The 21285-nt window shown below is 74.1% G+C and carries 24 protein-coding genes; 14 read left to right on the top strand and 10 right to left on the bottom strand.

Translation table 11 applies throughout. From position 1 onward, the window contains the following. Positions 1-20 precede the first annotated feature (20 nt). Positions 21-1676, bottom strand: a complete 1656-nt coding sequence (locus ACI8AP_RS00120) for a peptide ABC transporter substrate-binding protein (protein ID WP_456587291.1) — start codon at positions 1674-1676, stop codon at positions 21-23. A 346-nt stretch (positions 1677-2022) separates the two neighbouring features. Here ACI8AP_RS00120 and ACI8AP_RS00115 point away from each other — a divergent pair, with 346 nt between their 5' ends. Continuing rightward, complete coding sequence (locus tag ACI8AP_RS00115; RefSeq protein ID WP_456587290.1) at positions 2023-2193, top strand: CsbD family protein; 171 nt, start codon at positions 2023-2025, stop codon at positions 2191-2193. Between the two features lie 114 nt (positions 2194-2307). Here the strand turns inward: ACI8AP_RS00115 and ACI8AP_RS00110 are convergent, their stop codons facing one another. Then, on the bottom strand, positions 2308-3066 hold the full coding sequence (locus ACI8AP_RS00110) for a (deoxy)nucleoside triphosphate pyrophosphohydrolase (protein WP_456587289.1): 759 nt from the start codon (positions 3064-3066) through the stop codon (positions 2308-2310). A 27-nt stretch (positions 3067-3093) separates the two neighbouring features. On the opposite strand from ACI8AP_RS00110, the gene ACI8AP_RS00105 reads away from it, so the two are divergent. From ACI8AP_RS00105 to ACI8AP_RS00085, 5 genes are all read left to right on the top strand, one after another. Continuing rightward, the gene (locus ACI8AP_RS00105) at positions 3094-3630 is read left to right on the top strand and encodes an RrF2 family transcriptional regulator (RefSeq protein ID WP_456587288.1); all 537 of its coding nucleotides are present in this window, start codon (positions 3094-3096) and stop codon (positions 3628-3630) included. Positions 3631-3860: 230 nt separating this feature from the next. Next, positions 3861-5534 carry a nitrite/sulfite reductase gene (locus ACI8AP_RS00100; RefSeq protein ID WP_456587287.1) on the top strand — a complete coding sequence of 558 codons (1674 nt, stop codon included), beginning with the start codon at positions 3861-3863 and terminating at the stop codon, positions 5532-5534. Beyond that, the gene (locus tag ACI8AP_RS00095; protein WP_456587286.1) at positions 5531-5704 is read left to right on the top strand and encodes a hypothetical protein; all 174 of its coding nucleotides are present in this window, start codon (positions 5531-5533) and stop codon (positions 5702-5704) included. Before ACI8AP_RS00100 ends, ACI8AP_RS00095 begins: the two co-directional genes overlap by 4 nt. Further along, entirely contained in the window at positions 5701-6411 is a 711-nt protein-coding gene (locus ACI8AP_RS00090) for a phosphoadenylyl-sulfate reductase (RefSeq protein ID WP_456587285.1), read from the top strand. The genes ACI8AP_RS00095 and ACI8AP_RS00090 overlap by 4 nt, the downstream gene beginning before the upstream one ends. Positions 6412-6513: 102 nt before the next feature. Continuing rightward, positions 6514-6804 (top strand): 4a-hydroxytetrahydrobiopterin dehydratase, encoded by a 291-nt coding sequence (locus ACI8AP_RS00085; protein WP_456587284.1) that lies wholly within the window; start codon positions 6514-6516, stop codon positions 6802-6804. Between the two features lie 46 nt (positions 6805-6850). On the opposite strand, the gene ACI8AP_RS00080 is transcribed toward ACI8AP_RS00085, so the two are convergent. Next, the gene (locus ACI8AP_RS00080; RefSeq protein ID WP_456587283.1) at positions 6851-9109 is read right to left on the bottom strand and encodes a PhoX family protein; all 2259 of its coding nucleotides are present in this window, start codon (positions 9107-9109) and stop codon (positions 6851-6853) included. A 201-nt stretch (positions 9110-9310) separates the two neighbouring features. On the opposite strand from ACI8AP_RS00080, the gene ACI8AP_RS00075 reads away from it, so the two are divergent. Further along, the gene (locus ACI8AP_RS00075; protein WP_456587282.1) at positions 9311-9940 is read left to right on the top strand and encodes a hypothetical protein; all 630 of its coding nucleotides are present in this window, start codon (positions 9311-9313) and stop codon (positions 9938-9940) included. Between the two features lie 9 nt (positions 9941-9949). Here ACI8AP_RS00075 and ACI8AP_RS00070 read toward each other — a convergent pair whose 3' ends face one another. Both ACI8AP_RS00070 and ACI8AP_RS00065 read right to left on the bottom strand, forming a co-directional pair. Then, positions 9950-10339, bottom strand: coding sequence for a DUF3037 domain-containing protein (locus tag ACI8AP_RS00070; protein WP_456587281.1), 390 nt, complete (start codon positions 10337-10339; stop codon positions 9950-9952). Next, positions 10336-11193, bottom strand: a complete 858-nt coding sequence (locus tag ACI8AP_RS00065) for a HipA family kinase (RefSeq protein ID WP_456587280.1) — start codon at positions 11191-11193, stop codon at positions 10336-10338. The genes ACI8AP_RS00070 and ACI8AP_RS00065 overlap by 4 nt, the downstream gene beginning before the upstream one ends. 151 nt (positions 11194-11344) lie before the next feature. On the opposite strand from ACI8AP_RS00065, the gene ACI8AP_RS00060 reads away from it, so the two are divergent. Further along, a complete protein-coding gene (locus ACI8AP_RS00060) occupies positions 11345-11890 on the top strand; it encodes a DUF1990 family protein (protein WP_456587279.1) in 546 nt (181 codons plus the stop codon). Here the strand turns inward: ACI8AP_RS00060 and ACI8AP_RS00055 are convergent. The 3 genes from ACI8AP_RS00055 to ACI8AP_RS00045 are packed head-to-tail and all read right to left on the bottom strand — an operon-like array spanning position 11887 to position 14414. Continuing rightward, positions 11887-12636: an ABC transporter permease gene (locus ACI8AP_RS00055; protein ID WP_456587278.1), complete on the bottom strand. Its 750-nt coding sequence runs from the start codon at positions 12634-12636 to the stop codon at positions 11887-11889. The genes ACI8AP_RS00060 and ACI8AP_RS00055 overlap by 4 nt on opposite strands. Beyond that, positions 12633-13535 carry an ABC transporter ATP-binding protein gene (locus ACI8AP_RS00050; RefSeq protein ID WP_456587277.1) on the bottom strand — a complete coding sequence of 301 codons (903 nt, stop codon included), beginning with the start codon at positions 13533-13535 and terminating at the stop codon, positions 12633-12635. Before ACI8AP_RS00050 ends, ACI8AP_RS00055 begins: the two co-directional genes overlap by 4 nt. A gap of 48 nt (positions 13536-13583) precedes the next feature. Further along, positions 13584-14414: a formate/nitrite transporter family protein gene (locus tag ACI8AP_RS00045; protein WP_456587276.1), complete on the bottom strand. Its 831-nt coding sequence runs from the start codon at positions 14412-14414 to the stop codon at positions 13584-13586. A 133-nt stretch (positions 14415-14547) separates the two neighbouring features. On the opposite strand from ACI8AP_RS00045, the gene ACI8AP_RS00040 reads away from it, so the two are divergent. After that, positions 14548-15129, top strand: a complete 582-nt coding sequence (locus ACI8AP_RS00040; RefSeq protein WP_456587275.1) for a DUF6817 domain-containing protein — start codon at positions 14548-14550, stop codon at positions 15127-15129. Here ACI8AP_RS00040 and ACI8AP_RS00035 read toward each other — a convergent pair. Then, positions 15038-15451: a DoxX family protein gene (locus ACI8AP_RS00035; protein WP_456587274.1), complete on the bottom strand. Its 414-nt coding sequence runs from the start codon at positions 15449-15451 to the stop codon at positions 15038-15040. The genes ACI8AP_RS00040 and ACI8AP_RS00035 overlap by 92 nt on opposite strands. 245 nt (positions 15452-15696) lie before the next feature. Here ACI8AP_RS00035 and ACI8AP_RS00030 point away from each other — a divergent pair, with 245 nt between their 5' ends. Genes ACI8AP_RS00030 through ACI8AP_RS00015 form a run of 4 tightly spaced genes read left to right on the top strand, consistent with a single transcriptional unit; the run spans position 15697 to position 19353 of the window. Beyond that, positions 15697-16683, top strand: a complete 987-nt coding sequence (locus ACI8AP_RS00030; protein ID WP_456587273.1) for an ABC transporter ATP-binding protein — start codon at positions 15697-15699, stop codon at positions 16681-16683. After that, positions 16683-17510, top strand: a complete 828-nt coding sequence (locus ACI8AP_RS00025) for an ABC transporter permease (protein WP_456587272.1) — start codon at positions 16683-16685, stop codon at positions 17508-17510. Before ACI8AP_RS00030 ends, ACI8AP_RS00025 begins: the two co-directional genes overlap by 1 nt. A gap of 38 nt (positions 17511-17548) precedes the next feature. Next, complete coding sequence (locus tag ACI8AP_RS00020; RefSeq protein WP_456587271.1) at positions 17549-18751, top strand: sensor histidine kinase; 1203 nt, start codon at positions 17549-17551, stop codon at positions 18749-18751. Continuing rightward, positions 18748-19353 (top strand): response regulator, encoded by a 606-nt coding sequence (locus ACI8AP_RS00015; RefSeq protein WP_456587270.1) that lies wholly within the window; start codon positions 18748-18750, stop codon positions 19351-19353. Before ACI8AP_RS00020 ends, ACI8AP_RS00015 begins: the two co-directional genes overlap by 4 nt. A gap of 18 nt (positions 19354-19371) precedes the next feature. On the opposite strand, the gene ACI8AP_RS00010 is transcribed toward ACI8AP_RS00015, so the two are convergent. Continuing rightward, positions 19372-19587 carry a hypothetical protein gene (locus ACI8AP_RS00010; protein WP_456587269.1) on the bottom strand — a complete coding sequence of 72 codons (216 nt, stop codon included), beginning with the start codon at positions 19585-19587 and terminating at the stop codon, positions 19372-19374. A gap of 203 nt (positions 19588-19790) precedes the next feature. On the opposite strand from ACI8AP_RS00010, the gene ACI8AP_RS00005 reads away from it, so the two are divergent. Next, complete coding sequence (locus ACI8AP_RS00005) at positions 19791-21248, top strand: M1 family metallopeptidase (protein WP_456587268.1); 1458 nt, start codon at positions 19791-19793, stop codon at positions 21246-21248. The last annotated feature ends 37 nt before the right edge of the window (positions 21249-21285 follow it).

Here is a 21285-nt window from a genome sequence, read left to right as displayed (position 1 = left end):
GGCCGTGCGGTGCGGCTAGCTCAGCCCTGCGGCGTGACCCGCGTGAGGTCGATGTCGCCGAACACGTCGATGACCACGTCGCTGACGTTCTCCGAGTGGGCGGCCTGCTCCACGTCGAAGAACATCGGGATGATCGGCATGTCCTGGAGCAGGATGTCCTCGGCCTGGTTGTAGTACTCGATGGCCTCCTCGTTGCTCTCGGCGCTGTTGCCCTGCTGGATCAGCGCGTCGAACTCCGGGTTCGAGTAGAACGTGGCGTTGGAACCCGCCGGCGGCAGGGCCGCGGTGGAGTACAGCGGCTCCAGGTAGTTCTGCGGGCTCGGGTAGTCCATGCTCCAGCCGAGGCGGAAGGGACCGGTCACACCCTGCTCGTCCAGCAGCGGGAGGTACTCGGCGAAGTCGAGCTCGCCCCGCAGGACGTAGTCGACACCGACGTTCTCGCGCAGCTGGTTGCCCACGGCCTGCACCCACGCGTCGTGGCCGGCGCCCGCGTTGAACCACAGCTCGATCGGCTGGCTGCGGTCGAAGCCGGCCTCGTCGAGCAGCGCGTTGGCCTGGTCGACGTCCAGCTCGCAGTACTCGCAGGCACCCTCGCGGTAGCCGTCGACGACGGGCGCGACGTAGGCGTCGGCGGGCTCGCGGCTGCCGGCGAAGATGGCGTCGGAGATCGCCTGCCGGTCGACGGCCATCGACAGCGCCTGCCGCACCTGCGGGTCGGAGAAGCGCTCGTCGTAGGTCGGGTAGCCGAGGTAGGTGAACCCGGAGGACGGGGCCTCCAGGTACCGGTCGCCGAGCACGTCCTCCGCCGAGGCGATGGCGTCCGGCGGCAGGTCCGGCAGGACGTCGAGGTTGCCGGCCTGCAGGTCGTTGTAGCCGGTGTTCAGGTCGGCGTAGACCCGGAACTCCACCTGCTCGGCCTGGGCCTCCTCCTCGCCGGCGTAGTCCTCGTACCGGGTCACGGTGAAGCCCTGGCCGGGGACGAACTCCTCGGTCGCCTCGAACGGGCCGTTGCCGATCGGCTGGCTGCCGAAGCCCTCCGGGTCCTCGAAGAACGCCTCGGGCATGGGCCAGAAGGCGTTGTAGCCGACGGTCACCGGGAACTGGGCGAACGGGGTCGCGAGGGTCACCTCGAAGGTGTTCTCGTCGATGACCTCGAGGCCGCTCATCTCCTCGGCGGCCGGGTCACCGGTGACGTTGCCCTCGTCGTCGGTGGGGGCCTGCAGGTCGTCGTAGCCCAGGATGTTCGAGAAGAAGTACGAGGCACCCTGCGCGTTCGGGCTGTAGGCCGTGTAGTTCCACGCGTCGACGAACGACTGCGCGGTCACCGGGGTGCCGTCGTGGAAGGTCCAGCCCTCCTTGAGCTCGACGGTCCAGGTGGTGTTGTCCTCGGACTCGATCGACTCCGCGACGCCGGTGTACTGCACCTCGCCGTCCGTGGCGTACTCCACCAGGCCGGTCCACAGACCGGAGATGATCTGGTGGCCCTCGCTCTCGGTGGTGTTACCCGGGATGAGGGCGTTCTCCGGCTCGCCGACGTAGATGCTGTAGGTGCCGCCGCCGTCGGCGGAGGTGCCGCCGCCGCCGCCGTTGTCGTCGCTGCCACCACAGGCGGACAGCATCATCGCGGCGGCGACGCCGGCCGCGACGAGCCCACCTCTGCGCTTGCTCAACTTCACGTGCAATGCCTCCCTCGACCCGCGCGAGCGGGGGGAACGGACAGGTCGACCCACGACCCGCGGGCGACTGGATGGTCTCGAGCCGGACGCAGCCGGACCGGGGAGGACCGGGACTGCGACGGGTGGACCCTAGGCACGCCCCGGAGAGGGTGTCCACGGACGTCATCGAGTTGTGACCTGGGCTCACGATCCGCGCGCTGACCGTAACTTCCACGCCTCGTCGGGCATCCGGCGGGCGGTCCTCCCGCCACGGGCGCAGGTGGACCGGAGGCTTTCCGGTGCGCGTGTCGGGCAACGTCGGGGCGGGTACGACCGCTCCGAGCAACCGACGACCGGAGGTACTGCGATGAGCGGCACGGACAAGACGACGAGCAAGATCGAGGAGCTGTCCGGCAAGGGGAAGCAGGCGCTCGGGAACGCCACCGACGACCGCGACCTCCAGGCCGAGGGCAAGAAGGAAGAGTCCAAGGGCAGCCTCAAGCAGGCCGGCGAGAAGGTGAAGGACGCCTTCAAGTAAGGCCTCCGCACCCCTCGCACAGGGGCTACGGCGACGACGGGCGCCGCTCCCACCGGGAGCGGCGCCCGTTCCCGTTCCGACGGTGGCGAGACGGCTCCACGGCCCCGCCGGCGCTCAGCGGCGGGCGAGCAGTGCCCGGACGGCGGGGAGCAGGGGGCGGTCGGCGGGGATCCAGTCGAGCGCGTCGAGGTCGGCGGCGCCGACCCAGCGCAGTTCGGTGTGCTCCCGCGCCTCCGGCCGGCCGGAGGCGATCCGCGCCTCCCACACCCGCATCGTCGAGGCCCCGGGCGCACCGCCGCCGACCACACCGTCCAGGAGCACCTCCCCCAGGAAGGACTCGGGCACGACCGCCACCCCGAGCTCCTCGGCGCACTCGCGGACCAGCGCCCCGAGGTCGCTCTCCCCCGGGTCGACCTTGCCGCCGGGGAACTCCCAGCAGCCGTCGAAGGGCCCGCCCGAGCGCTGCGCCACCAGCACCCGGTCCCCCTCGACCAGCGCGGCACCGACGACCTGCACGACCTCGCGCGCCCGCAGCGCGGCCGCCGCGGCGTACGCGTCCAGGTGCGCCCGCATGGCACGGGCGACCCGGCGCCGCAGCACGACCCGGTCGACGACGGCTCCCACCGCGCCGGGCAGCCCGGTCTCCCAGGCGACCTGCTCCTCGACCAGCGTGCCGGCGCCGGTGGCGGAGAAGCAGCGCGAGTGGGTGACCCAGCCGCCCGACCCGACCGCAGCGGTGAACACGTCCCGCTCCGGCCGCACCGCGACGACCTCCGCCAGCGGGAACGGCCAGGGCCGGCCCAGGACACGGGCGACGTCGAACGCCACGGTCAGCGGCGCCTCCACCGAGGTGGTGAAACGCAGCTGGAACACCCGGGCACTCTCCCAGATCACGGCAGTATGGGCAGCGTGCGCATCAACGCCCGGGTCGACTACGCCGTCCGAGCCGTCGTGGAGCTCGCCGCGGCGGCCCCCGAGGCGCTGACCTGCGATCGGATCGCGACCGCCCAGGACATCCCCAACCGCTTCCTGCAGGCCATCCTCGCCGACCTGCAGCACGCCCGCCTGGTCACCAGCCAGCGCGGCCGGGACGGCGGGTACCGGCTGGCCCTGCCCGCGTCGGAGATCTCGATCGCCCGCGTGATGCGGGTGGAGCAGGGTTTCCTCGCCGAGGTGCACGGCCAGCGGCCGGAGGACGTCAGCTACCCCGGCGCCGCCACCGGCCTGGCCGAGGTGTGGGTCGCCGCCCGCGAGGCCTACCGCCGGGTGCTCGAGGGGGTGACCGTGGCCGACGTCGTCGCCGGGCAGCTCCCCCCGCACGCAGCCGAGCTGGTCGCGCTCGACGCCGCGTGGCGGTCCTTCAGCGAGCCCGTGCCGACCGAGGGCGGCCACGACGCACCGGCCGACGGGGCGCGGCCTCCCCGCCCCGTCGGGTGAGCCCTGCACCGGGCCGCCCGGAATGTGGGAGGATCGCGACATGACCGACCGCGGCAGTCTCCTCGTCGCGCGTCTGCACATCGACCTGGCGCTCGTCTCCAGCGCCGCCTGTCGCGCCGCGCGCTGACCCAGGTCCCTCGCGCAGCTGTCCCGCTGCGTCCCGAACCAGCAGCGCCTCCCACCCCGGCCGGCTGCCGGGCGGTCGGCGAGCGCAGGAAGAAGTACGCCACGTGAGCACCCCCACCCGGAGCAGCAACCGGCCGCAACGCGGTCAGGGCCAGTGGGCGCTGGGCTACCGCGAACCGCTCAACCCCAACGAGCGGATGAAGAAGGACTCCGACGGCCTCGAGGTGCGCCAGCGGATCCTCGACATCTACTCGAAGACCGGCTTCGACGGCATCGACCCCGGGGACCTGCGGGGTCGCATGCGCTGGATGGGCCTCTACACCCAGCGCGCCCAGGGCATCCCCGGCGGCAAGACCGCCGTGCTGGAGCCCGAGGAGCTCGAGGACTCCTACTTCATGATGCGCGCGCGCATCGACGGCGGGCAGCTGACCAGCGACGCGCTGCGCGTCCTCGGCGGCATCAGCACCGAGTTCGGCCGCGACGTCGCCGACGTCACCGACCGGCAGAACGTGCAGTACCACTGGATCCGCATCGAGGACGTGCCCGAGATCTGGCGGCGGCTGGAGTCGGTGGGCCTCTCCACGATGGAGGCCTGCGGCGACGTGCCGCGGGTGATGCTCGGCTGCCCGCTGGCCGGGATCCTCGAGGACGAGGTCATCGACGCCACCGACGTCATCGCCGAGACCGTCGCCAAGTACGTGGGCAGCCCCGAGTTCAGCAACCTGCCCCGCAAGTGGAAGACGTCGATGTCCGGCTGCGTCGACCACTGCACCGAGCCCGAGATCGACGACGTCTCGTTCGTCGGCGTCGTGAACGAGGCGGGCGAGGCCGGCTACGACCTGTGGGTCGGTGGCGGGCTGTCCACCAACCCGATGTTCGCCCAGCGGATCGGCGTCTTCGTCCGGCCCGACCAGGTCACCGACGTCTGGGCCGCCTGCACGTCGGTCTTCCGCGACTACGGCTACCGCCGGCAGCGCAACCGGGCCCGGATCAAGTTCCTCATGGCCGACTGGGGCCCGGAGAAGTTCCGCCAGGTGCTGCAGGACGAGTACCTGGAGGAGGCGCTGCCCGACGGCCCGGCGCCCGCCCCCGCGAAGCACGACCAGCGCGACCACGTCGGCGTCGCCAAGCAGAAGGACGGCAACAACGCCGTCGGCTTCGCGCTGCGCACCGGCCGGATCACCGGCTCGCTGCTCACCACGATCGCGAACCTCGCCGACGAGTACGGGCAGGGGCGCATCCGGACGACGACGCAGCAGAAGCTCGTCATCCTCGACGTCCCCGACGAGCGGGTGGAGGCGCTGGTCGAGGCCCTGGCCGAGCACGACCTGCAGGTGCGCCCGAGCGCGTTCCGCCGCGGCACGATGGCCTGCACCGGCCTGGAGTTCTGCAAGCTGGCGATCGTGGAGACCAAGCAGCACGCGCAGGAGCTCTACGCCGAGCTGGAGCGGCGGCTGCCGGACTTCGACGTGCCGATCGGCATCAACGTCAACGGGTGCCCGAACAGCTGCGCCCGCTTCCAGACCGCCGACATCGGCTTCAAGGGCTCGATGGTGCGCGACGACACCGGCGAGATGGTCGAGGGCTTCCAGGTCCACCTCGGCGGCCACCTCGGGGTGGAGGCCACCTTCGGTCGCAAGTTCCGCGGGCACAAGGTGACGAAGGCGGAGACCGCCGACTATTGCGAGCGCGTGCTGCGCGGCTTCCTCGACCGCCGGACGCCGGGCGAGTCCTTCGCCCACTACGTCTCCCGCGCCGAGGAGGCCTGGCTGCTGTGACCGAGGAGCCGGAGCCGGGAAGGACCCGGCAGCTGCCGGTGTTCCACTGCCCGTACTGCGGGGACGAGGAGCTGACCCCCTACGACGGGGAGTCGGCCGGTGGCTGGCGCTGCGGCGCCTGCCTCCGTGCGTTCACCGTCCGACTGCTCGCCACGGGGGTGCCGGAATGACCACTGCGATCGCACCGACACCGGAACTCGCCGCCGACGCCGATGCCCGCTTCGAGGGCATCGCCGACCCGGTGGAGCAGGCGCTGGCCGTGCTGCGCTGGGCCGGGGAGACCTTCGGCGACCAGTTCGCGATCACGTCGTCCATGGCCGACGGGCTGCTGTCGCACCTGGCCTCCCGGGTGATCCCCGGCGTCAACGTGGTCTTCCTCGACACCGGCTACCACTTCGCCGAGACGATCGGGACCCGCGACTGGGTCAGCAGCGTGCTGCCGATCACGCTGCACAACGTCACCCCGCCGCAGACAGTGGCGGAGCAGGACCTCGCCTTCGGGCCGAAGCTGCACGACCGGGATCCGGACCTCTGCTGCGAGCTGCGCAAGGTGAAGCCGCTGGCGCAGGCGCTGGCCGGGTTCACGGCCTGGGGCTCGGGCGTGCGGCGCGACGAGTCGCCGACGCGCGCCGGCACCCGGCTCGTCGACTGGGACGCCAAGCGCGGCATGGTGAAGGTCAACCCGATGGCGGCCTGGACCCAGGACGTCGTCGACGCCTACACGACCGAGCACCAGGTCCCGGTGAACCCGCTGTTCGAGATCGGCTACGGCTCGATCGGCTGCGCGCCCTGCACCCGGCCGGTCGCGCCGGGCGAGGACCCGCGGGCCGGGCGCTGGGCCGGCTCCACCAAGACCGAGTGCGGCCTGCACCTCTGAGGAACCACCCCTGGAAGGGCCTCGTCCCTCCCCGCGCCGCGGGCCCCGGGGACGAGGCCGTTCCAGTACGTCGCCGCCGTTCCCTCACGTCACCATGGGCGGATGCCGCGCCCACCCCGCCTCTCCCCTGACGAGCTCGCCGCCGCGCTCCGCGCCCTCCCGCTGTGGTCGGGGGACGTCGACGGCATCCGCCGCACCGTCGAGCTGCCGAGCTTCCGCGCCGCCGTCGCCGCGATCGTCGCGATCGCGGACGTCGCGGAGGAGCTGGACCACCACCCGGACGTCGACCTGCGGTTCCGGCGCCTGCACCTGACGCTGGTCAGCCACTCCGCCGGCGGGGTGAGCGAGCTGGACCTGGAGCTGGCCCGCCGCATCGACGCCCTCCTGCCCTGAGACGACGCGAGCCCCGCACCGGACCGGTGCGGGGCTCGCGCTCCTCTCAGCTGCCGATGCGGCCACCGTCCGGGCGGTAGACGACGGCGACGCTCGGCCGCGGGAACGGCCGGTACGCCTGCATGTCGGGCCACCGGCTCGACGGGTTCTCCACCGTGGAGCCGGTCGTCTCACCGGGGTGCTGCACGGAGACGAACACCGACCGGCCGTCCGACGGGATCATCGGCCCGCTGCACTCGGCGCCGATGGGCACGGTGAGGAACGCCTTGAGGTGGCCGCGCTCCGGGCCCTGGGTGGGAACGGCGAAGAGCCCGTCGTTCGTGCCCCCGATGGTGCCCGCCTCCTGGTTCCGCGTGGAGAGCACGTTCCCGTCGGTGGAGATCCACAGGTTGCCGGCCGGGTCGAACTCCAGGTTGTCCGGGCACGAGATGGCGCTGACCTGCGACTTGTCGTACCCGGCGAAGTACGTGCCGGGGTACTCCGGGTCGCCGCAGAGGAGGAAGATCCGCCAGTTGAAGGTCTCCCCGGTGGCCGACCCGACCTCTTCCCACTCGATGACGTGCCCGTTGCGGTTGCCCGGCCGCTCCTCGAACCTCGCCGGCGTGCCGGCCTCGTCGTCGGCGGGCACGAACGCCCAGGAGCGGGTGAGCGGATTCGCCTCGTCCGCCCCCGGCCGGCCGTTCTGACCGGTCCGGTTCGAGTTGTTGGTCAGCGCCGCGTACACCCGGCCGTTGACCGGGTTGGTCTGGATGTCCTCGGGCCGGTCCATCTTGGTCGGCACCTTCGAGGGATCGATGACCTGGACGTTGTCCGGGTCCGGGAAGTCACCGTTCTCGTCGAGCAGCTTGCCCAGCCGGTCGGCGGCCTGGCGGGTGAAGACCAGGACCCACGCGACGTCCTTGCCCGGGATCATCGACCGGCCGTCCTTGACCAGCGGGATCCAGTGCCCGACCCCGTCGAACTCCCCGTCGGCGGGCAGCTGCCCGCTGCCGTCGATCTCGGCGGCCGGCGAGTCGCCGGTGAAGCGGGCGACGTAGAGGTCGCCCTCCTCCAGCAGGGTCATGTTGTGCTGCCGCGTCGCCCGGTCGGTGCCCTCCCGGTACTTCTTCTTCGACACGAACTTGTAGATGTAGTCGAAGCGCTCGTCGTCGCCCGAGTACGCGACCACCCGGCCGTCCTCGGCGATCCGCACATCGGCACCCTCGTGCTTGAAGCGCCCCAGGGCGGTGTGCTTCTTGGGCGTCGAGGTGGGGTCGTACGGGTCGAGCTCGACCACCCAGCCGAAGCGGTTGACCTCGTTGGGCTCCTGGCTGAGGTCGAACCGCGGGTCGACGGTGTGCCACTTGCGGGTCGGGACGTCCTCGGCGCTGACGCCGTACCGGCGCAGCGCCGCCATCTGGGTGGCCTCGCTGATCGGCGCCGTCGTCCCGAAGTACTGGTTGAAGTTCTCCTCGCCGTGCAGCGTCGTGCCCCACGGGGTCACGCCCCCCGCGCAGTTGTTCAGGGTGCCCAGGACGGTGCGCCCCTCGGGGTCGGCGCTGGTCCGCAGGTACTCGGACCCCGCGGCCGGCCCGGTCAGCTGGAAGGGGGTGTCCGTCGTGATCCGGCGGTTGCGGTCGCGCTCCCGCGTGGCCCGCCACTGACCGGCCGGACCCTCCCGGCGGACCTTCACCACCGAGATCCCGTGCGCCATCATCGCGACGCGCTTGTACTCGTCGGGGATGTCGCCCGCGCCCTCCTCGTCGGCGACACCGGCGAACATCAGCTGCTCGTCGGTGTACTCGTGGTTCACCACCAGCAGCGCGTTGCGGTCGTCCAGGGGCAGCCACCCGATGAAGTCGCAGTTGTAGCCGAACTGCTTGGCCTGGGCCTCGGGCGTCTGCCGGTCGATGCGGAACGGCGGCGCCCCGGGCAGCACCGGGTCACCCCAGCGCATGACCACGCTGGAGGCGTACCCGGTGGGGACGACCAGCTCGTCGAGGAAGTTCTGCTGGACCGGCTGGAACGTCAGGGCCCCGTCGGCGGCACCACCGCGGCGGGACGACGAGGTCTGGGCCGCGGCCGGGAGAGCCGGTCCGGCCGCGACGACCAGGGCGCTGACGCCGGCCGCCTTCAGCAGGTTGCGCCGGCTGAACGACTGCTGGACCACAGCCGCGAAGGTCGGGTTGTCCGTCGGGTTGGGGATGGCGCTGTCGCAGGCGTTGCCGCACTTGTAGAAGCAGGTCGTGTGGCTGCGGCTGCCGTGCCGGATGCCGGAGAACAGGGGCAGCAGCGCGCGCTTGCGCGGCTCGAGGATGTCGGTCATCAGAACCCTCTGGGTCGAGAGGAAGTCGGGCGCGCGAAGCCAAACCGGCTCCGGCCACCACGACGTGACCGAGCAGTGAACGAGCGCTGACCTCCTGGCCACCGTTCTCGTCGCGCGCGGTGGATGGCCGCTCACGGCCCCGTCGCCCGGCTCGCCGGCAGGGCCGCGACGGTGGAACCGGAACCGCCTAGGGTCGTCGTCATGGAGACACGGGACGCCGCCGCTCCCACCGCCGCGGCCGGGGAGCCGCGCCGCCATCCCGGCCGGTGGCTGCCGGTGGCCGCGCTGGCCGCGGGTGCGGCGGTGCTTGCCCTCACCACGGTGCTGGCCGACGTGGTCGACCAGCCGATCTCCACCTTCACCCGCGACTGGCAGGTCACCGCCGACGCCGCCTGGTACGTCGGCGCCGTCAGCATCCTCAACGGCATGGTGTGGGCGACGACCGCCGGGCTGTCGTTCCTCGCGGCCTGGCTCGCGCCCGCGCAGCGCGGCCGGCTGGTGGGGCTGGGCACCCTGGTCCTGGTGCTGGCCGCCGACGACGCCCTGCTGCTGCACGAGACGATCGGCCCGTTGCTCGGGGTGCCCCAGGAGCTGATCCTCGCCGGCTACGCCGCGCTGACCGCCGTGCTGCTCATCGCCTTCCTGCGGCCACCACGCGACCTCGTCTGCGCCGTCTTCGTCCTCGGCGCGGCGCTGCTGGGCGCCTCGGTCGCCCTGGACCAGTTCGCGGAGGGCCGGCACCTGCTCGAGGACGGGGCGAAGCTGCTCGGCGCCCTGACCTGGCTCACCGTGCCGGTGCTCGTCGTGCTGCGACGGCCCGACGGCCGCTGAGGTCGGAGGTCAGCCCTCGACCGGGAGCACCAGCAGGCGCAGCAACCGCTCGGCCTCGGCGTCGGGGTCGGCCGTCAAGCCGGTGTGCACCGGTCCCGGCTGGACGACGGTGCTGCGGGGCGCGGTGAGCCAGCGGAACCGGGCCCCGAGCGCCTCCCGACCGGCCGCACCGACGCCCGGATCGGCCGAGCAGACGTCCGCGGCCGCCTGGAGCGCCCGGCCGATGGCCACCGGGTCGGCGGTGGGGTCCAGCGCGCGCAACCGGTCGACGTCGAGGTGCAGCCGCGAGCCCAGGTAGTCGCGCTGCCGGCAGTAGACGAGAACGCCGGCGTTGAGGAACTCCCCCCGCTCGACGCGCGGGACCACCCGCAGCACCGCGTACTCGAAGGTGTCCTTCATCGCTGGCTGATCCCCTCCGGCGGCGGCGGCCCCAGCCACGCGGGCCGGTTCTCCCCGCGCGGCGCCCGCCGGCGGCCCGCTCCCCCGGCGGCGGCCGCGGCGACCACCCCGGGCAGCCAGGCCGCGCGGGCGTCCAGCCGGGCGAGCAGCTGCTCGACGTACCGGGACCGTACGGCGTCGGGCGCGGCACCGGCCTGCGGGTCGTCGAGCCACTCGTCGGGCACCTGCGCCAGCACGCGGTCCAGCAGCTCCCGGGTGACCCGGCGGGCCAGCGCCGTGTCGGCCGCGGGCACGTCGGGGGCGCACTCGACCAGGGCGTGCGCGGACGCGTCGTAGGGCCGGGCCACTGCCGCTGCCGCCCCCGGCCAGTGGTGGTGGAAGGTGAGCGCGGCTCCGTGGTCGATCAGCTGCAGCCGACCGTGCCAGAACAGCATGTTCGGGTTCCGCCAGGAGCGGTCGACGTTGCCGATCAGCGCGTCGAACCACAGCACCCGGCCGGCGAGCTCCGGGTCGACCCCGTCGGCGCCGGCCTCGAAGTCCAGCGCGCCGGGGAGGTAGTCCAGCCCGAGGTTGCGACCGGCCGACCGCTGCAGCAGCTCCTGCACCTCGTGGTCGGGCTCGCCCACGGCCAGCTCGGGGACGACGTCGACGGTGACCAGCGCCGGCACCGGCAGCCCCAGCGCCCGGGCGAGCTCGGCGCAGACGACCTCGGCGACCAGCACCTTCACGCCCTGCCCCGCCGCGCGCCACTTCACCACGTAGGTGCCCAGGTCGTCGGCCTCCATGAGCCCGGGCAGCGACCCACCCTCGCGCAGCGGGGTGACGTAGCGGGTGGCGGTGACAGCAGGCAGCACAGTGGGGTCAACCTACGCCCGGTGCGGCTGCCCGCGTCGTGCCCGACGCGGAGGTACCCGTCCGCGTCGCCGAGCCGCAGCGGCGCTCGCGGCACCGCGGGCCCCTTGACCGCACCCGGCAGCGGGAGCGGGTGGACGGGACACTGGGGACGTGGGCCTCCTGCGCGCGACCGATCCGGCACTGCTCGCCGAGGCGCCGTTCACCTACGCCGAGGTGGGCGCCACGGGGGGCGAGGCGCTGCCGGCCGGCTACCACCACGCGGAGCACTCCGCGGTCGTGGGCACCGGGCCGGCGGCCTTCGAGCGGGCGGCCGCCGCGGTGCTCGGCTGGCGGGCGCAGCGCGGTGCCGGCCTGCGGATCCGCGCCTCGGGGCCGGCCGGCGTACCGGGCACCGTCGTGGTACTGACCGCGGGGCTGCCGCGGCTGGGGTACGACATCCCCTGCCGCGTCGTGTGGGCCGCCACCGAGGGGAACGAGCGGGGCTTCGCCTACGGCACGCTGCCCGGCCACCCGGAGAGCGGCGAGGAGCGGTTCACCGTCCGGCTCACCGACGACGGGGACGTCGTCTACACGATCCGGGTCTTCTTCCGCCTGGCCTCGCCCGCCGCCCGGCTGGCGGGTCCGCTGAGCCTGGCGCTCCAGCGGGTGGCCACCGCCCGGTACGTGTCGGCGATCCGCCGGGCCGTGCGGAGCTAGACGTCGCGGCGCACCAGCAGCGCCGCACCCAGCAGCCAGGCCGCCGCCGCCCAGGCGCCGGCCACGAGCAGGCCGGTCTGCCACGAGGTCGCCGCCGCGAGGAAGGCGTCCTCCCCCACCCGGAACGCCGGCAGCCAGCGCGAGACCCGCACGCTGAGCTCCGTGCCGGCGATCGCGAGCACCGGCGGGAGCACCAGCACCAGGGCGAGCGCGGCGCCGAGGGCGCCGGCGCTCGAGCGCAGGACCGCCCCCAGGCCGACGGCGAGCACCCCGGTGAGCGCCGCCCCGGCGACCTGCAGCCACAGCTGGCGCAGCACATCGGCATCGGTGGGCGGGATGCCGCCGGGGACGGCGGTGAGCCGGGTGGCGGCCAGCAGGCAGAAGGCGGCCACGACCGCGGTGAGGAGCACGCTCCAGGCGACGACGACGACGGTCTTTGCGAGCAGCAGCCGACCTCGGCGCGGCACCGCGGTGAAGGTGGCCAGCGCCAGCCCGGTGCGGAACTCGCTGCTGACCACCAGCACGCCGAGGACCACCAGCGGCACGGGGCCGAAGCCGAACCCGGTGAGCGCCGAGCTCACCGCGAGGTCCGCGCGCGGAGCCGCCTGCGTGGTGGCCGCGGCGAGCCAGCCCGCGCCGCCGGCCAGCAGCACGAACAGCGCCGAGCACCACCAGGTGGAGCGCGTCGACCGCAGCTTGGTCCACTCGCTGCCCACGACCGCGGAGAACGGCACGCCGCGGCTCACGGGGTGACCGCCCGGTACTCGACGTCGTCGCCGGTCAGCTCCAGGTACGCCTCCTCGAGGGAGGTGGCGACCGGGCTGAGCTCGTGCAGCCGCACGCCGAGGTCGTGCGCGAGGTCCCCGACCTCGGCGGCCGCCAGCCCGTCGACCCGCAGGGACCCGTCGATCTCCAGCTCGACCGAGCCGCCGGCGCGCTGCACCGCCGACGCCAGGAGCGGGGCCTGCGGGCTGCGCACCCGGACGGCGACGTGCGCGCCGAGCAGCTCGCCCATCGGGACGTCGGCGAGCAGCCGGCCACGGCCGAGGACGACGAGGTGGTCGGCGGTGTCCTGCATCTCGCTCATCAGGTGGCTCGAGACCAGCACGGTCCGCCCTTCGTGGGCGAGATCGCGCAGCAGCTCGCGCACCCACCGGATCCCCTCCGGATCGAGCCCGTTGACCGGCTCGTCGAGCAGCAGGACCTGCGGGTCACCGAGCAGGGCGGCGGCGATGCCGAGTCGTTGCGCCATGCCAAGGGAGAAGCCCCGCACCCGCTCGTGGGCGACCGGCTCCAGCCCGACCAGCCCGATCACGTCGTCCACCCGGCGCCGCGGCAGCGCGTTGCTCCGCGCCAGCGCGAGCAGGTGGGCGTGGGCGGTGCGCCCCGGGTGGCGGGCGCGCGGGTCGATCAGCGCACCGACCTCCCGCACCGGGTGAGCCAGCTCGCGGTACGGCCGGCCCAGCACCGTCGCCGTCCCTGCCGTGGGCCGGGCCAGGTCCAGCACGCAGCGCATCGTCGTCGTCTTGCCCGAGCCGTTGGGCCCGAGGAAGCCGGTGACCCGGCCGGGCTGCACCGTGACCGTCAGCCGGTCGACGGCGACCCGGGCGCGGTAGCGCTTGGTCAGACCGTCGAGCTCGATCACGCCGCCAGGATGGCGGGAGCCCGCCGCGACCGGCCGGAGGCGCGCTGCTCAGTGGCCGGAGGCGACGGCCGCGCGCTCCCGCTCGATCAGCTCCTTGCTCCGCACCAGGCGAATCAGGGTGACCACGAACAGCCCCCCCGCCATGTTGAGCAGCACGGTGTACCAGAACCAGCCCAGCCAGTCGATGTAGCCGAACGGGGCGCCGGCGTGCAGCGCGCCGAAGATCAGCAGCGAGTCCAGGATCGAGTGGAACAGCACCAGCCCGGCGAGCAGGAAGCCGCCGATCACCGAGGCGACGATCTTCCCCGTCTCGGAGTGCGCGCCGTGCTGCATGCGCGTCATCAGCGTGATCACGCTGCCGGCCAGGAAGGCCAGGGAGACCGCCTGGACGTCCAGCGGCGCCTCGACGAAGTGCGCCGCCGACTCGACGGCGGTGTCCGCCAGCTCGGGGAAGGCGAGGACGACCACCCACATGACCAGCCAGCCGCCGACGAGGTTGGCGACCAGCGTCCCGGCCCACAGCTTCGCCAGCTGGGCGGTGCTCGCCCGCCCGGCGAACACCGCGGTGACCGGGACCAGGAAGCCCTCGGTGAACAGCTCGCTGCGCCCGAGCATCAGCGCGATCAGGCCGATGCTGAACGCCAGGCCGGCGAGCAGCTCGCTGCCCGTGGCCTCCAGGACCGCCAGCAGGGCGAGCACGCCGACGGCGATCTCCAGCCCGCCGGCCAGCCCCGTTGCCAGCACCTCCCGCCACCGGCGGTGCAGGCGCTGCGCACCCTCGCTGACGATCTTCTCGAACGCCTCGGCGACCTCGTCCTCGGCGGGGACGTCGGTCTCGCCCAGCTCCGCGCGCTTCCGGTCCTGCTCCTGGTCCTCCACGGTGCTCCTCCGATCGTCGACACCGGGACCGGGGACCGGGCGGCGCGTTGGCGCGGCCCTACCCGGAGCGGTCCCGCCCCCACACGTGATCGTGCTCATCGCCGGTCATCGGCGGCGTGGCTACGGTCCGGTGATGACCATTCCCGACGAGCGCCTGGCTGCGCTGCTCCGCGCACGCGGCGCGGAGGAGATCGGCCATCCCGGCGGCACGCTGGCCGCGCACCTGGAGCGGGTGCAGCGAACGCTCGCCCGGCTGGGCGCCACCCCCGACGTGCAGCTCGCCGGCCGGGCGCACGCGGTGTACGGCACCGACGGGTTCGACGTCCGGCTGCTCGCCGACGACGAGCGGCCGCTGCTGGCGGCGATCATCGGTGCGGCCGCGGAGGCATTGGTCCATCGGTACGGCAGCTGCGACCGCGACCGGACGTGGGAGGACCTGGCGTCGACCGGTCTCCTGCACGATCGCCGGACCCGCGACGTCGAGCGGCTGGACGGCGCGCAGCTGCGCGCCTTCGCCGACCTCAGCCTGGTCAACGAGCTCGACGTCGCCGAGCACGCCCCCGGGTTCGTCGAGCAGCACGGCGCGTACTTCCACCGCCTCGCCGAAGCCTGGGCGCCGGTGCTCAGCCCCGCGGTGCTGACCGAGGCGCGCCGCGGCCTCGACTGCGGCCTTCCGCACCGCGGGCGACAGCCACCGCCCAGCCGATGTAGCTGACGTTCACCAGCAGCCGCGCGGCGATGCCCGGCCGCCGGTCGAACAGCCGGGTCGCCGTCGACGCGCGGCGCAACGGGTCGAGGTGGGCCGGCAGGTACGCGGTGACGAGGGCGGCGGCCAGCCAGGCTCCCGCCCGGCGGGTGGCGGGACGGGTGAGCAGCACCCCCGCGAGCACGTCGGCGGCGCCGCTGACCGCGACCGCCGCACTCGGCGCCGGCACCCACGGCGGCACGAGCCCCCGGAAGTACCCGGGGACGACGGTGCGGCCGGCACCCGACCCGATCATGAGCCCCGCCAGGGCCCTGGCGGCCAGATCCTCCACATCGCCTCCTCGGCCCTCGCCGGTCACGGCGGCTGCGACCGCCGCCCGGCACCCCGACCGTCACCGTGCACGACGGCCCGCCGTCGTGCCAGACCATGACACGCGTCACGGGTCGGGCGTGCGGACGGCGGCGCAGGTCGTGAACGACGGCACCTGTGCAGCGCCCGACCGGGCGGCAACGTGGGGGGTGCGACCCGGAGAACCGGCCCGACGGCGGCCGGCGGGGCGCGCCGAGGAGGTTCTGCATGACCACCGTCGACCACTCCCCCCGCGCCCGGCCAGGACCGCGGCCGGACGCGCCACCGGCGGTCGAGGTCGTGGACCTGTGCCGGCGCTACGGCGACTTCGAAGCCGTCCGGGGCATCTCCTTCGAGGTGCACCCCGGCGAGGTGTTCGCGCTGCTCGGCGTCAACGGCGCCGGCAAGACGTCCGCGCTGGAGGTGCTGGAGGGGCTGGCCCGGCCCGACGGGGGCACCGTGCGGATCCTGGGCGCCGATCCCCACCGCGAGCCCGCCGCCGTCCGCCCGCACCTGGGGGTGCTGCTGCAGAGCAGCGGCCTGCCCGGCGACCTCACCGTCGGCGAGACGGTGTCCACCTGGGCGCGGACCCTGACGTCCCCGCGCCCGGTGGACGAGGCGCTCGCGCAGGTCGGCATGACCGGCCGGACGGACGTCCGCGTGCGCAGCCTCTCCGGCGGCGAGCGCCGCCGCCTGGACCTCGCCCTCGCCCTCCTGGGCCGGCCGCGCGTCCTGGTGCTCGACGAGCCCACCACCGGCCTGGACCCGGAGAGCCGGCGGACGGTGTGGTCGCTGGTGCAGGAGATGGTGCGGGGCGGGACGGCGGTCGTGCTCACCACCCACCACCTCGAGGAGGCCGAGGAGCTGGCCGACCGGATCGCCATCCTGCGCGCCGGCCGGATCGAGCTGGAAGGCACCCCGGTCGAGATCACCGCGGCCCAGCCGGCCACCGTCCGCTTCACCCTCGACCGGGACGTTCCCCCGCTGCCGCCGCTGCCCGGTACCCGGCTCGTCGCCCCCGCTCCCCGGGTCGAGCTGCACACCCGCGACCTCCAGGCGGCGCTGACCACGCTGCTGGCCTGGGCCGCCGACCACGACGTCCAGCTGGCGGGCCTGCAGGCGCGGTCGGCCTCCCTGGAGCAGGCCTTCCTGGCCGTCGCCGACGGCGCCTCCCCGATCACCGACCGATCCGCCCCCGAGAGCAGGAGCGCCTGATGCCCGCCCCCACGTCCACCGCCCCGTCCACGACGTCGCCCGCCGGGCCGAGCCGGCTCCGGCGCACCCTCGCCCTCGCCGGCGCCGAGACCCGGCTCTACCTGCGCAACCGCACCGCCGTGGTGAACTCGGCGGTGCTGCCGCTGCTGCTGGTCGCTGCCGTCCCGCTGCTCGGCTTCGGTGACGGCGCGGTCCCGGTCGGCCCCCGGCTGCTGGTCAGCGCGATCGGCGTGATGCTGGTCTTCCTGACCTACACCAACCTGCTCACCACGTTCGTCGCCCGCCGGGAGGACCTGGTCCTGCAGCGGATGCGCACCGGCGAGCTCACCGGCGCGGAGGTGATCCTCGGGACCGCCACACCGACCCTGCTGATCACGGTGGGCCAGGTGGTCCTCGTCGGCGCCGGGATCGCCGTCCTCGGCGAGTGGGCGATGCCGGTGGACGTCGTCCTGCCGCTGGTGGCACTGATCGGCGGCGGCGCGCTGATGCTGCTGCTGGCGGCCGCGAGCACCGCGTTCACCCGCACGCCCGAGAGCGCGCAGATCACCGCGCTCCCGCTGCTGCTGGTCTCCACCACGCTGTCCGGGCTGTTCTTCCCGCTGTCCGTGCTGCCCGACCCGCTCGCCACCGCGGCCCGGTTCCTGCCGCTCACCCCGGCCGTCGAGCTGAGCCAGCTCGGTCTGGCGGGGCAGACCTGGAGCGGCGAGGCGGTGGACTGGGCCGGCGCGTGGAGCGCGGCGACGCTGCCGCTGGCGGTGCTCGCGGGCTGGCTCGTCGTCGCCGGCGTGCTCGCCCGGCGGGGGTTCCGCTGGGCGCCACGGCGGTGAGCCCGGCGACGGCGCGCCGGTCGGGCAGCATGGGCGCCGTGCCGACCGTGACCCGCTGGTGGGGCAGCCGCTCCGACCCCGAGCGCATCGAGCTCTACACGCGGTGGTCGTTCTACACGTTCCTCGGCGCGATCCCGCTCTTCGCCGTCGCGGTGCTCGGCGCGGCCGCCGAGCCGGTCCCGGATCTCGCCGTCGGCCTGTTCTTCGCCGGGTCCGTCGCCACGGCGGTCGGCGGGGTGGTGGTGACCCGCCGCGGTCTGGCCGCGCACGGCCGCGGCGAGCCGCTGCCCCGGCGCACGGTCCTCGGCGCCTTCGCCGCCGCGGGGCTGATGGCGGCGGCGGGAGCCTGGGCGTTCGGCACCGGGGAGCCGTCGCCCGCCGTGCCGTGGTCGGTGGCGCTGCCCCTGGGCACGGTGCTGACCGCGTGCGCGACGGTCTGGACCACCCGGCAGCTGCTGCCGCACACGCTCACCATCGGGGTGCTCAGCGGCTTCGCCGCCTACCTCGACGGGACGCCGGCCCCCGCGGCGGTGGCGCAGGGGACCGCGCTCACCCTGGCGGTCATCGGGGTGGTGCTCGCCTTCCGGTTCTCCGTCTGGGTGCTCGACGTCGTGCAGGAGATGGCCCGCAGCCGGGAGGTCCAGCTGCAGCTGGCGGTGGCCGAGGAGCGGCTGCGGTTCGCCCGCGACCTGCACGACGTCATGGGCCGGGACCTCTCGACCATCGCGGTGAAGAGCCAGCTGGCCGGCGCGCTCGTCCGGCGCGGTCAGCCCGGGGCCGCCGAGGAGCTCGACGACATCAGCCGCATCGCCGAGGGGTCGCTGCGGGAGGTGCGGGAGGTCGTCCGCGGCTACCGCTCGGCGGACCTCGGCGGCGAGCTGGCGGGCGCCCGCTCGGTGCTCCGCGCGGCCGGTGTCGCCTGCAGCGTCTCGGGCGAGGACGCGGGGACGGCGCTGCCCGAGCACCTGCAGAGCGCGCTCGCCTGGGTGGTGCGCGAGGCGGTGACCAACGTGCTGCGGCACAGCCGTGCGTCGCGGTGCACGATCACCGTGACCGTCACCGAGCAGGAGGCAGGACTGACCGTGGTCAACGACGGTGCGGACGCGCCCGGGACGGAGTGGGGCAACGGCCTCACCGGGCTCGCCGAACGGCTGACCGCCCTCGGCGGCCGACTCCGGGCGCGGCCGGCGGACGGCGGCTTCGCGCTGGAGGCCACGGTGCCGGTGGCGGTGCGCCGGTGATCCGCGTGCTGCTCGCCGACGACGAGAACCTGATCCGCTCGGCGCTGGCCGCGTTACTGGCCCTGGAGGACGACCTCGACGTCGTCGCGGAGGCGGCCTCCGCGGCCGAGGCGCTGGCCATGGCGCGGGCGCACTCCCCCGACGTCGCCGTCCTCGACCTGCAGCTCCCCGACCGCGACGGCATCTCGCTCGCCGCCGACCTGGCCGCGTTCCTTCCCGGCTGCGGCCTGGTGATCGTCACCGGGCACGGCCGACCGGGCCACCTCAAGCGCGCGCTCGAGGCGGGGGTGCGCGGGTTCCTCCCGAAGACGGTGAACGCCGGGGTGCTGACCACCGTCGTCCGCACGGTGCACTCCGGCGGCCGGTACGTCGACCCCGAGCTCGCCGCCGAGGCGATCAGCGCCGGGGACAGCCCGCTGACCCCGCGCGAGGCCGACATCCTGGAGCTCGCCGCCGGCGGCGCGCCGGTGGAGGAGATCGCCGCGCGCGCCCACCTCTCCCCCGGCACGGTTCGCAACCACCTCTCCGCCGCCGCCGCGAAGCTGCGGGCGCCGAACCGGCACGCCGCCGTCGCCGAGGCCCGCCGGCACGGCTGGATCTGACACCGGGCGGCGAGGGGCTCACCTGCGGAACGGCAGCCGCTTGAGCGCCCGGAGCCCGGCGGTCACCACCGTCGCGCAGCGCTCCAGCGGCAGCCCCGGCACCGGCCCCACCGGCAGCCCGCGCTGGACGGCGACGGTCTGGCTCTCGGTGTACTTGAGGATGCCCTCCCGGCCGTGCCGCCGACCGACGCCCGAGTCCGGGTCCAGGGTCGCGTGCGGTGCGGTCGTCGTCATCCCCCACTTCTACCCGGCCGGCCGGGCACCGACGACCGCTGAGCCGGGCCGCCGGTAGCAGCGAGCGACCGCGTGTGACCGCCCGGTGGTCCCACGCGGCGGGGGTGCCACGGCGGGTCGGCGCGGAGAATCGCGCCCGCACCGAGCCGTTACCGTCGCCGTCTCCGCGCACAGGAGACCCGCGACGGCTCGGAGGAGCAGGCATGTCCCGGAAACTCTCGATCCTGACCATGACGACGGTGGTGGCGCTCGGCCTCGGTGCCGGGACCGCGTCCGCCGGCGACGACCCGCCCCGCACGGGGTTCCCCGGCGCCCCCGGCCTCGGGGATCCCTACTTCCCGCTCGACGGGAACGGCGGGTACGACGTCGTCCACTACGACCTGGACGTCCGGTACGACCCGGCGACCGACGTGCTCCACGGGGTCGCGACGATCACCGCCCGGGCGCTGCAGGACCTCTCCAGCTTCAACCTCGACCTCGAGGGCATGGAGGTCCGGTCCGTGCGGGTGGGCTCCAGCGACGCGGCCTGGGCGCGCGAGGGCGGCGAGCTCACCGTCACCCCCGCCAAGGCGCCCCGCGCGGGGCAGAGGTTCGCCACCACGGTGACCTACGACGGCGTTCCGCAGACCATCACCGACGCGTTCGGCACCTCCGGCTTCATGCACACCGACGACGGCGCGATCGTGGCCGGCCAGCCCGACGTCGCGGCCACCTGGTTCCCGGCGAACGACCACCCCCGGGACGCCGCCTCGGTCACCGTCCGCGCCACGGTCCCGGAGGGCCTGGAGGCCGTCTCCAACGGCGTCCTCCGCGGCACCCGCACCGCGCACGGGTGGACCACCTGGGACTGGCGCGCGCAGGAGCCGATGGCCACCTACCTGGTCACGCTGGCGATCGGCGAGTTCGACCTGCGCGAGTACCGGGCCGACGGCATCCGGTACTGGGACGCGCTGGACCCCGACCTGTTCACCATGGAGCTCGACCCGGGGTCCGGGGGCGCCTCCGTCGGTGAGGTGGCCGAGGGGTCGCTGGCCCGGCAGCCGGAGATCACCGACTTCCTCTCCGGCGTCTTCGGGCCGTACCCGTTCCGTGCTTCCGGCGGCATCGTCGACGACCACCCGGAGTTCCAGTTCGCGCTGGAGACGCAGACCCGTCCGATCTACGCGTCGGCGTTCTTCTCCGACGCCGTGAGCGGCGACCTCGTGGTGGTGCACGAGCTGGCCCACCAGTGGACCGGCGACCTCCTGCGCATCGACGAGTGGCGGCACATCTGGCTCAACGAGGGGTTCGCCACGTACGCCGAGTGGCTCTGGCTCGAGCGCGAAGGGCTGTCCAGCCCGCAGCAGGAGTTCGACGCCATCGCCGCGGGCGCCCCGCCGGAGTTCTGGGAGCTCACCATCGGCGACCCGGGGCCGGCCACGGAGAACCTCTTCGACATCGCCGTCTACTACCGCGGCGCGATGACCCTCCAGGCGCTGCGCACCGAGGTGGGCGACGAGGCGTTCTTCGCGATCGTCCGGGAGTGGGTGGCGTCCCAGGCCGGCGGCACGGTCACCACCGAGGAGTTCGTCGCGCTCGCGGAGAAGGTGTCCGGGCAGCAGCTGGACGAGCTGTTCCACCAGTGGCTGTTCACCCCCGGGAACCCGACCGCGGCCGGCTGACGACCCGAGCGGCTGAGGGGCCCGGCCGGGCCCCTCA

The sequence above is a fragment of the Blastococcus sp. SYSU DS1021 genome (genome assembly GCF_054050995.1).
Note: the sequence above shows the minus strand (reverse complement) of the source record. Positions and strands in the feature narration are given on the sequence as shown.

Bases quoted from the DNA above. Each gene is read 5' to 3' on its own strand.
- ACI8AP_RS00115 (WP_456587290.1), top strand. From the start codon at position 2,023: ATGAGCGGCACGGACAAGACGACGAGCAAGATCGAGGAGCTGTCCGGC.
- ACI8AP_RS00105 (WP_456587288.1), top strand. From the start codon at position 3,094: ATGGGCAGCGTGCGCATCAACGCCCGGGTCGACTACGCCGTCCGAGCC.
- ACI8AP_RS00090 (WP_456587285.1), top strand. From the start codon at position 5,701: ATGACCACTGCGATCGCACCGACACCGGAACTCGCCGCCGACGCCGAT.
- ACI8AP_RS00085 (WP_456587284.1), top strand. From the start codon at position 6,514: ATGCCGCGCCCACCCCGCCTCTCCCCTGACGAGCTCGCCGCCGCGCTC.
- ACI8AP_RS00080 (WP_456587283.1), bottom strand. From the start codon at position 9,109: ATGACCGACATCCTCGAGCCGCGCAAGCGCGCGCTGCTGCCCCTGTTC.
- ACI8AP_RS00075 (WP_456587282.1), top strand. From the start codon at position 9,311: ATGGAGACACGGGACGCCGCCGCTCCCACCGCCGCGGCCGGGGAGCCG.
- ACI8AP_RS00070 (WP_456587281.1), bottom strand. From the start codon at position 10,339: ATGAAGGACACCTTCGAGTACGCGGTGCTGCGGGTGGTCCCGCGCGTC.
- ACI8AP_RS00040 (WP_456587275.1), top strand. From the start codon at position 14,548: ATGACCATTCCCGACGAGCGCCTGGCTGCGCTGCTCCGCGCACGCGGC.
- ACI8AP_RS00030 (WP_456587273.1), top strand. From the start codon at position 15,697: ATGACCACCGTCGACCACTCCCCCCGCGCCCGGCCAGGACCGCGGCCG.
- ACI8AP_RS00025 (WP_456587272.1), top strand. From the start codon at position 16,683: ATGCCCGCCCCCACGTCCACCGCCCCGTCCACGACGTCGCCCGCCGGG.
- ACI8AP_RS00010 (WP_456587269.1), bottom strand. From the start codon at position 19,587: ATGACGACGACCGCACCGCACGCGACCCTGGACCCGGACTCGGGCGTC.
- ACI8AP_RS00005 (WP_456587268.1), top strand. From the start codon at position 19,791: ATGTCCCGGAAACTCTCGATCCTGACCATGACGACGGTGGTGGCGCTC.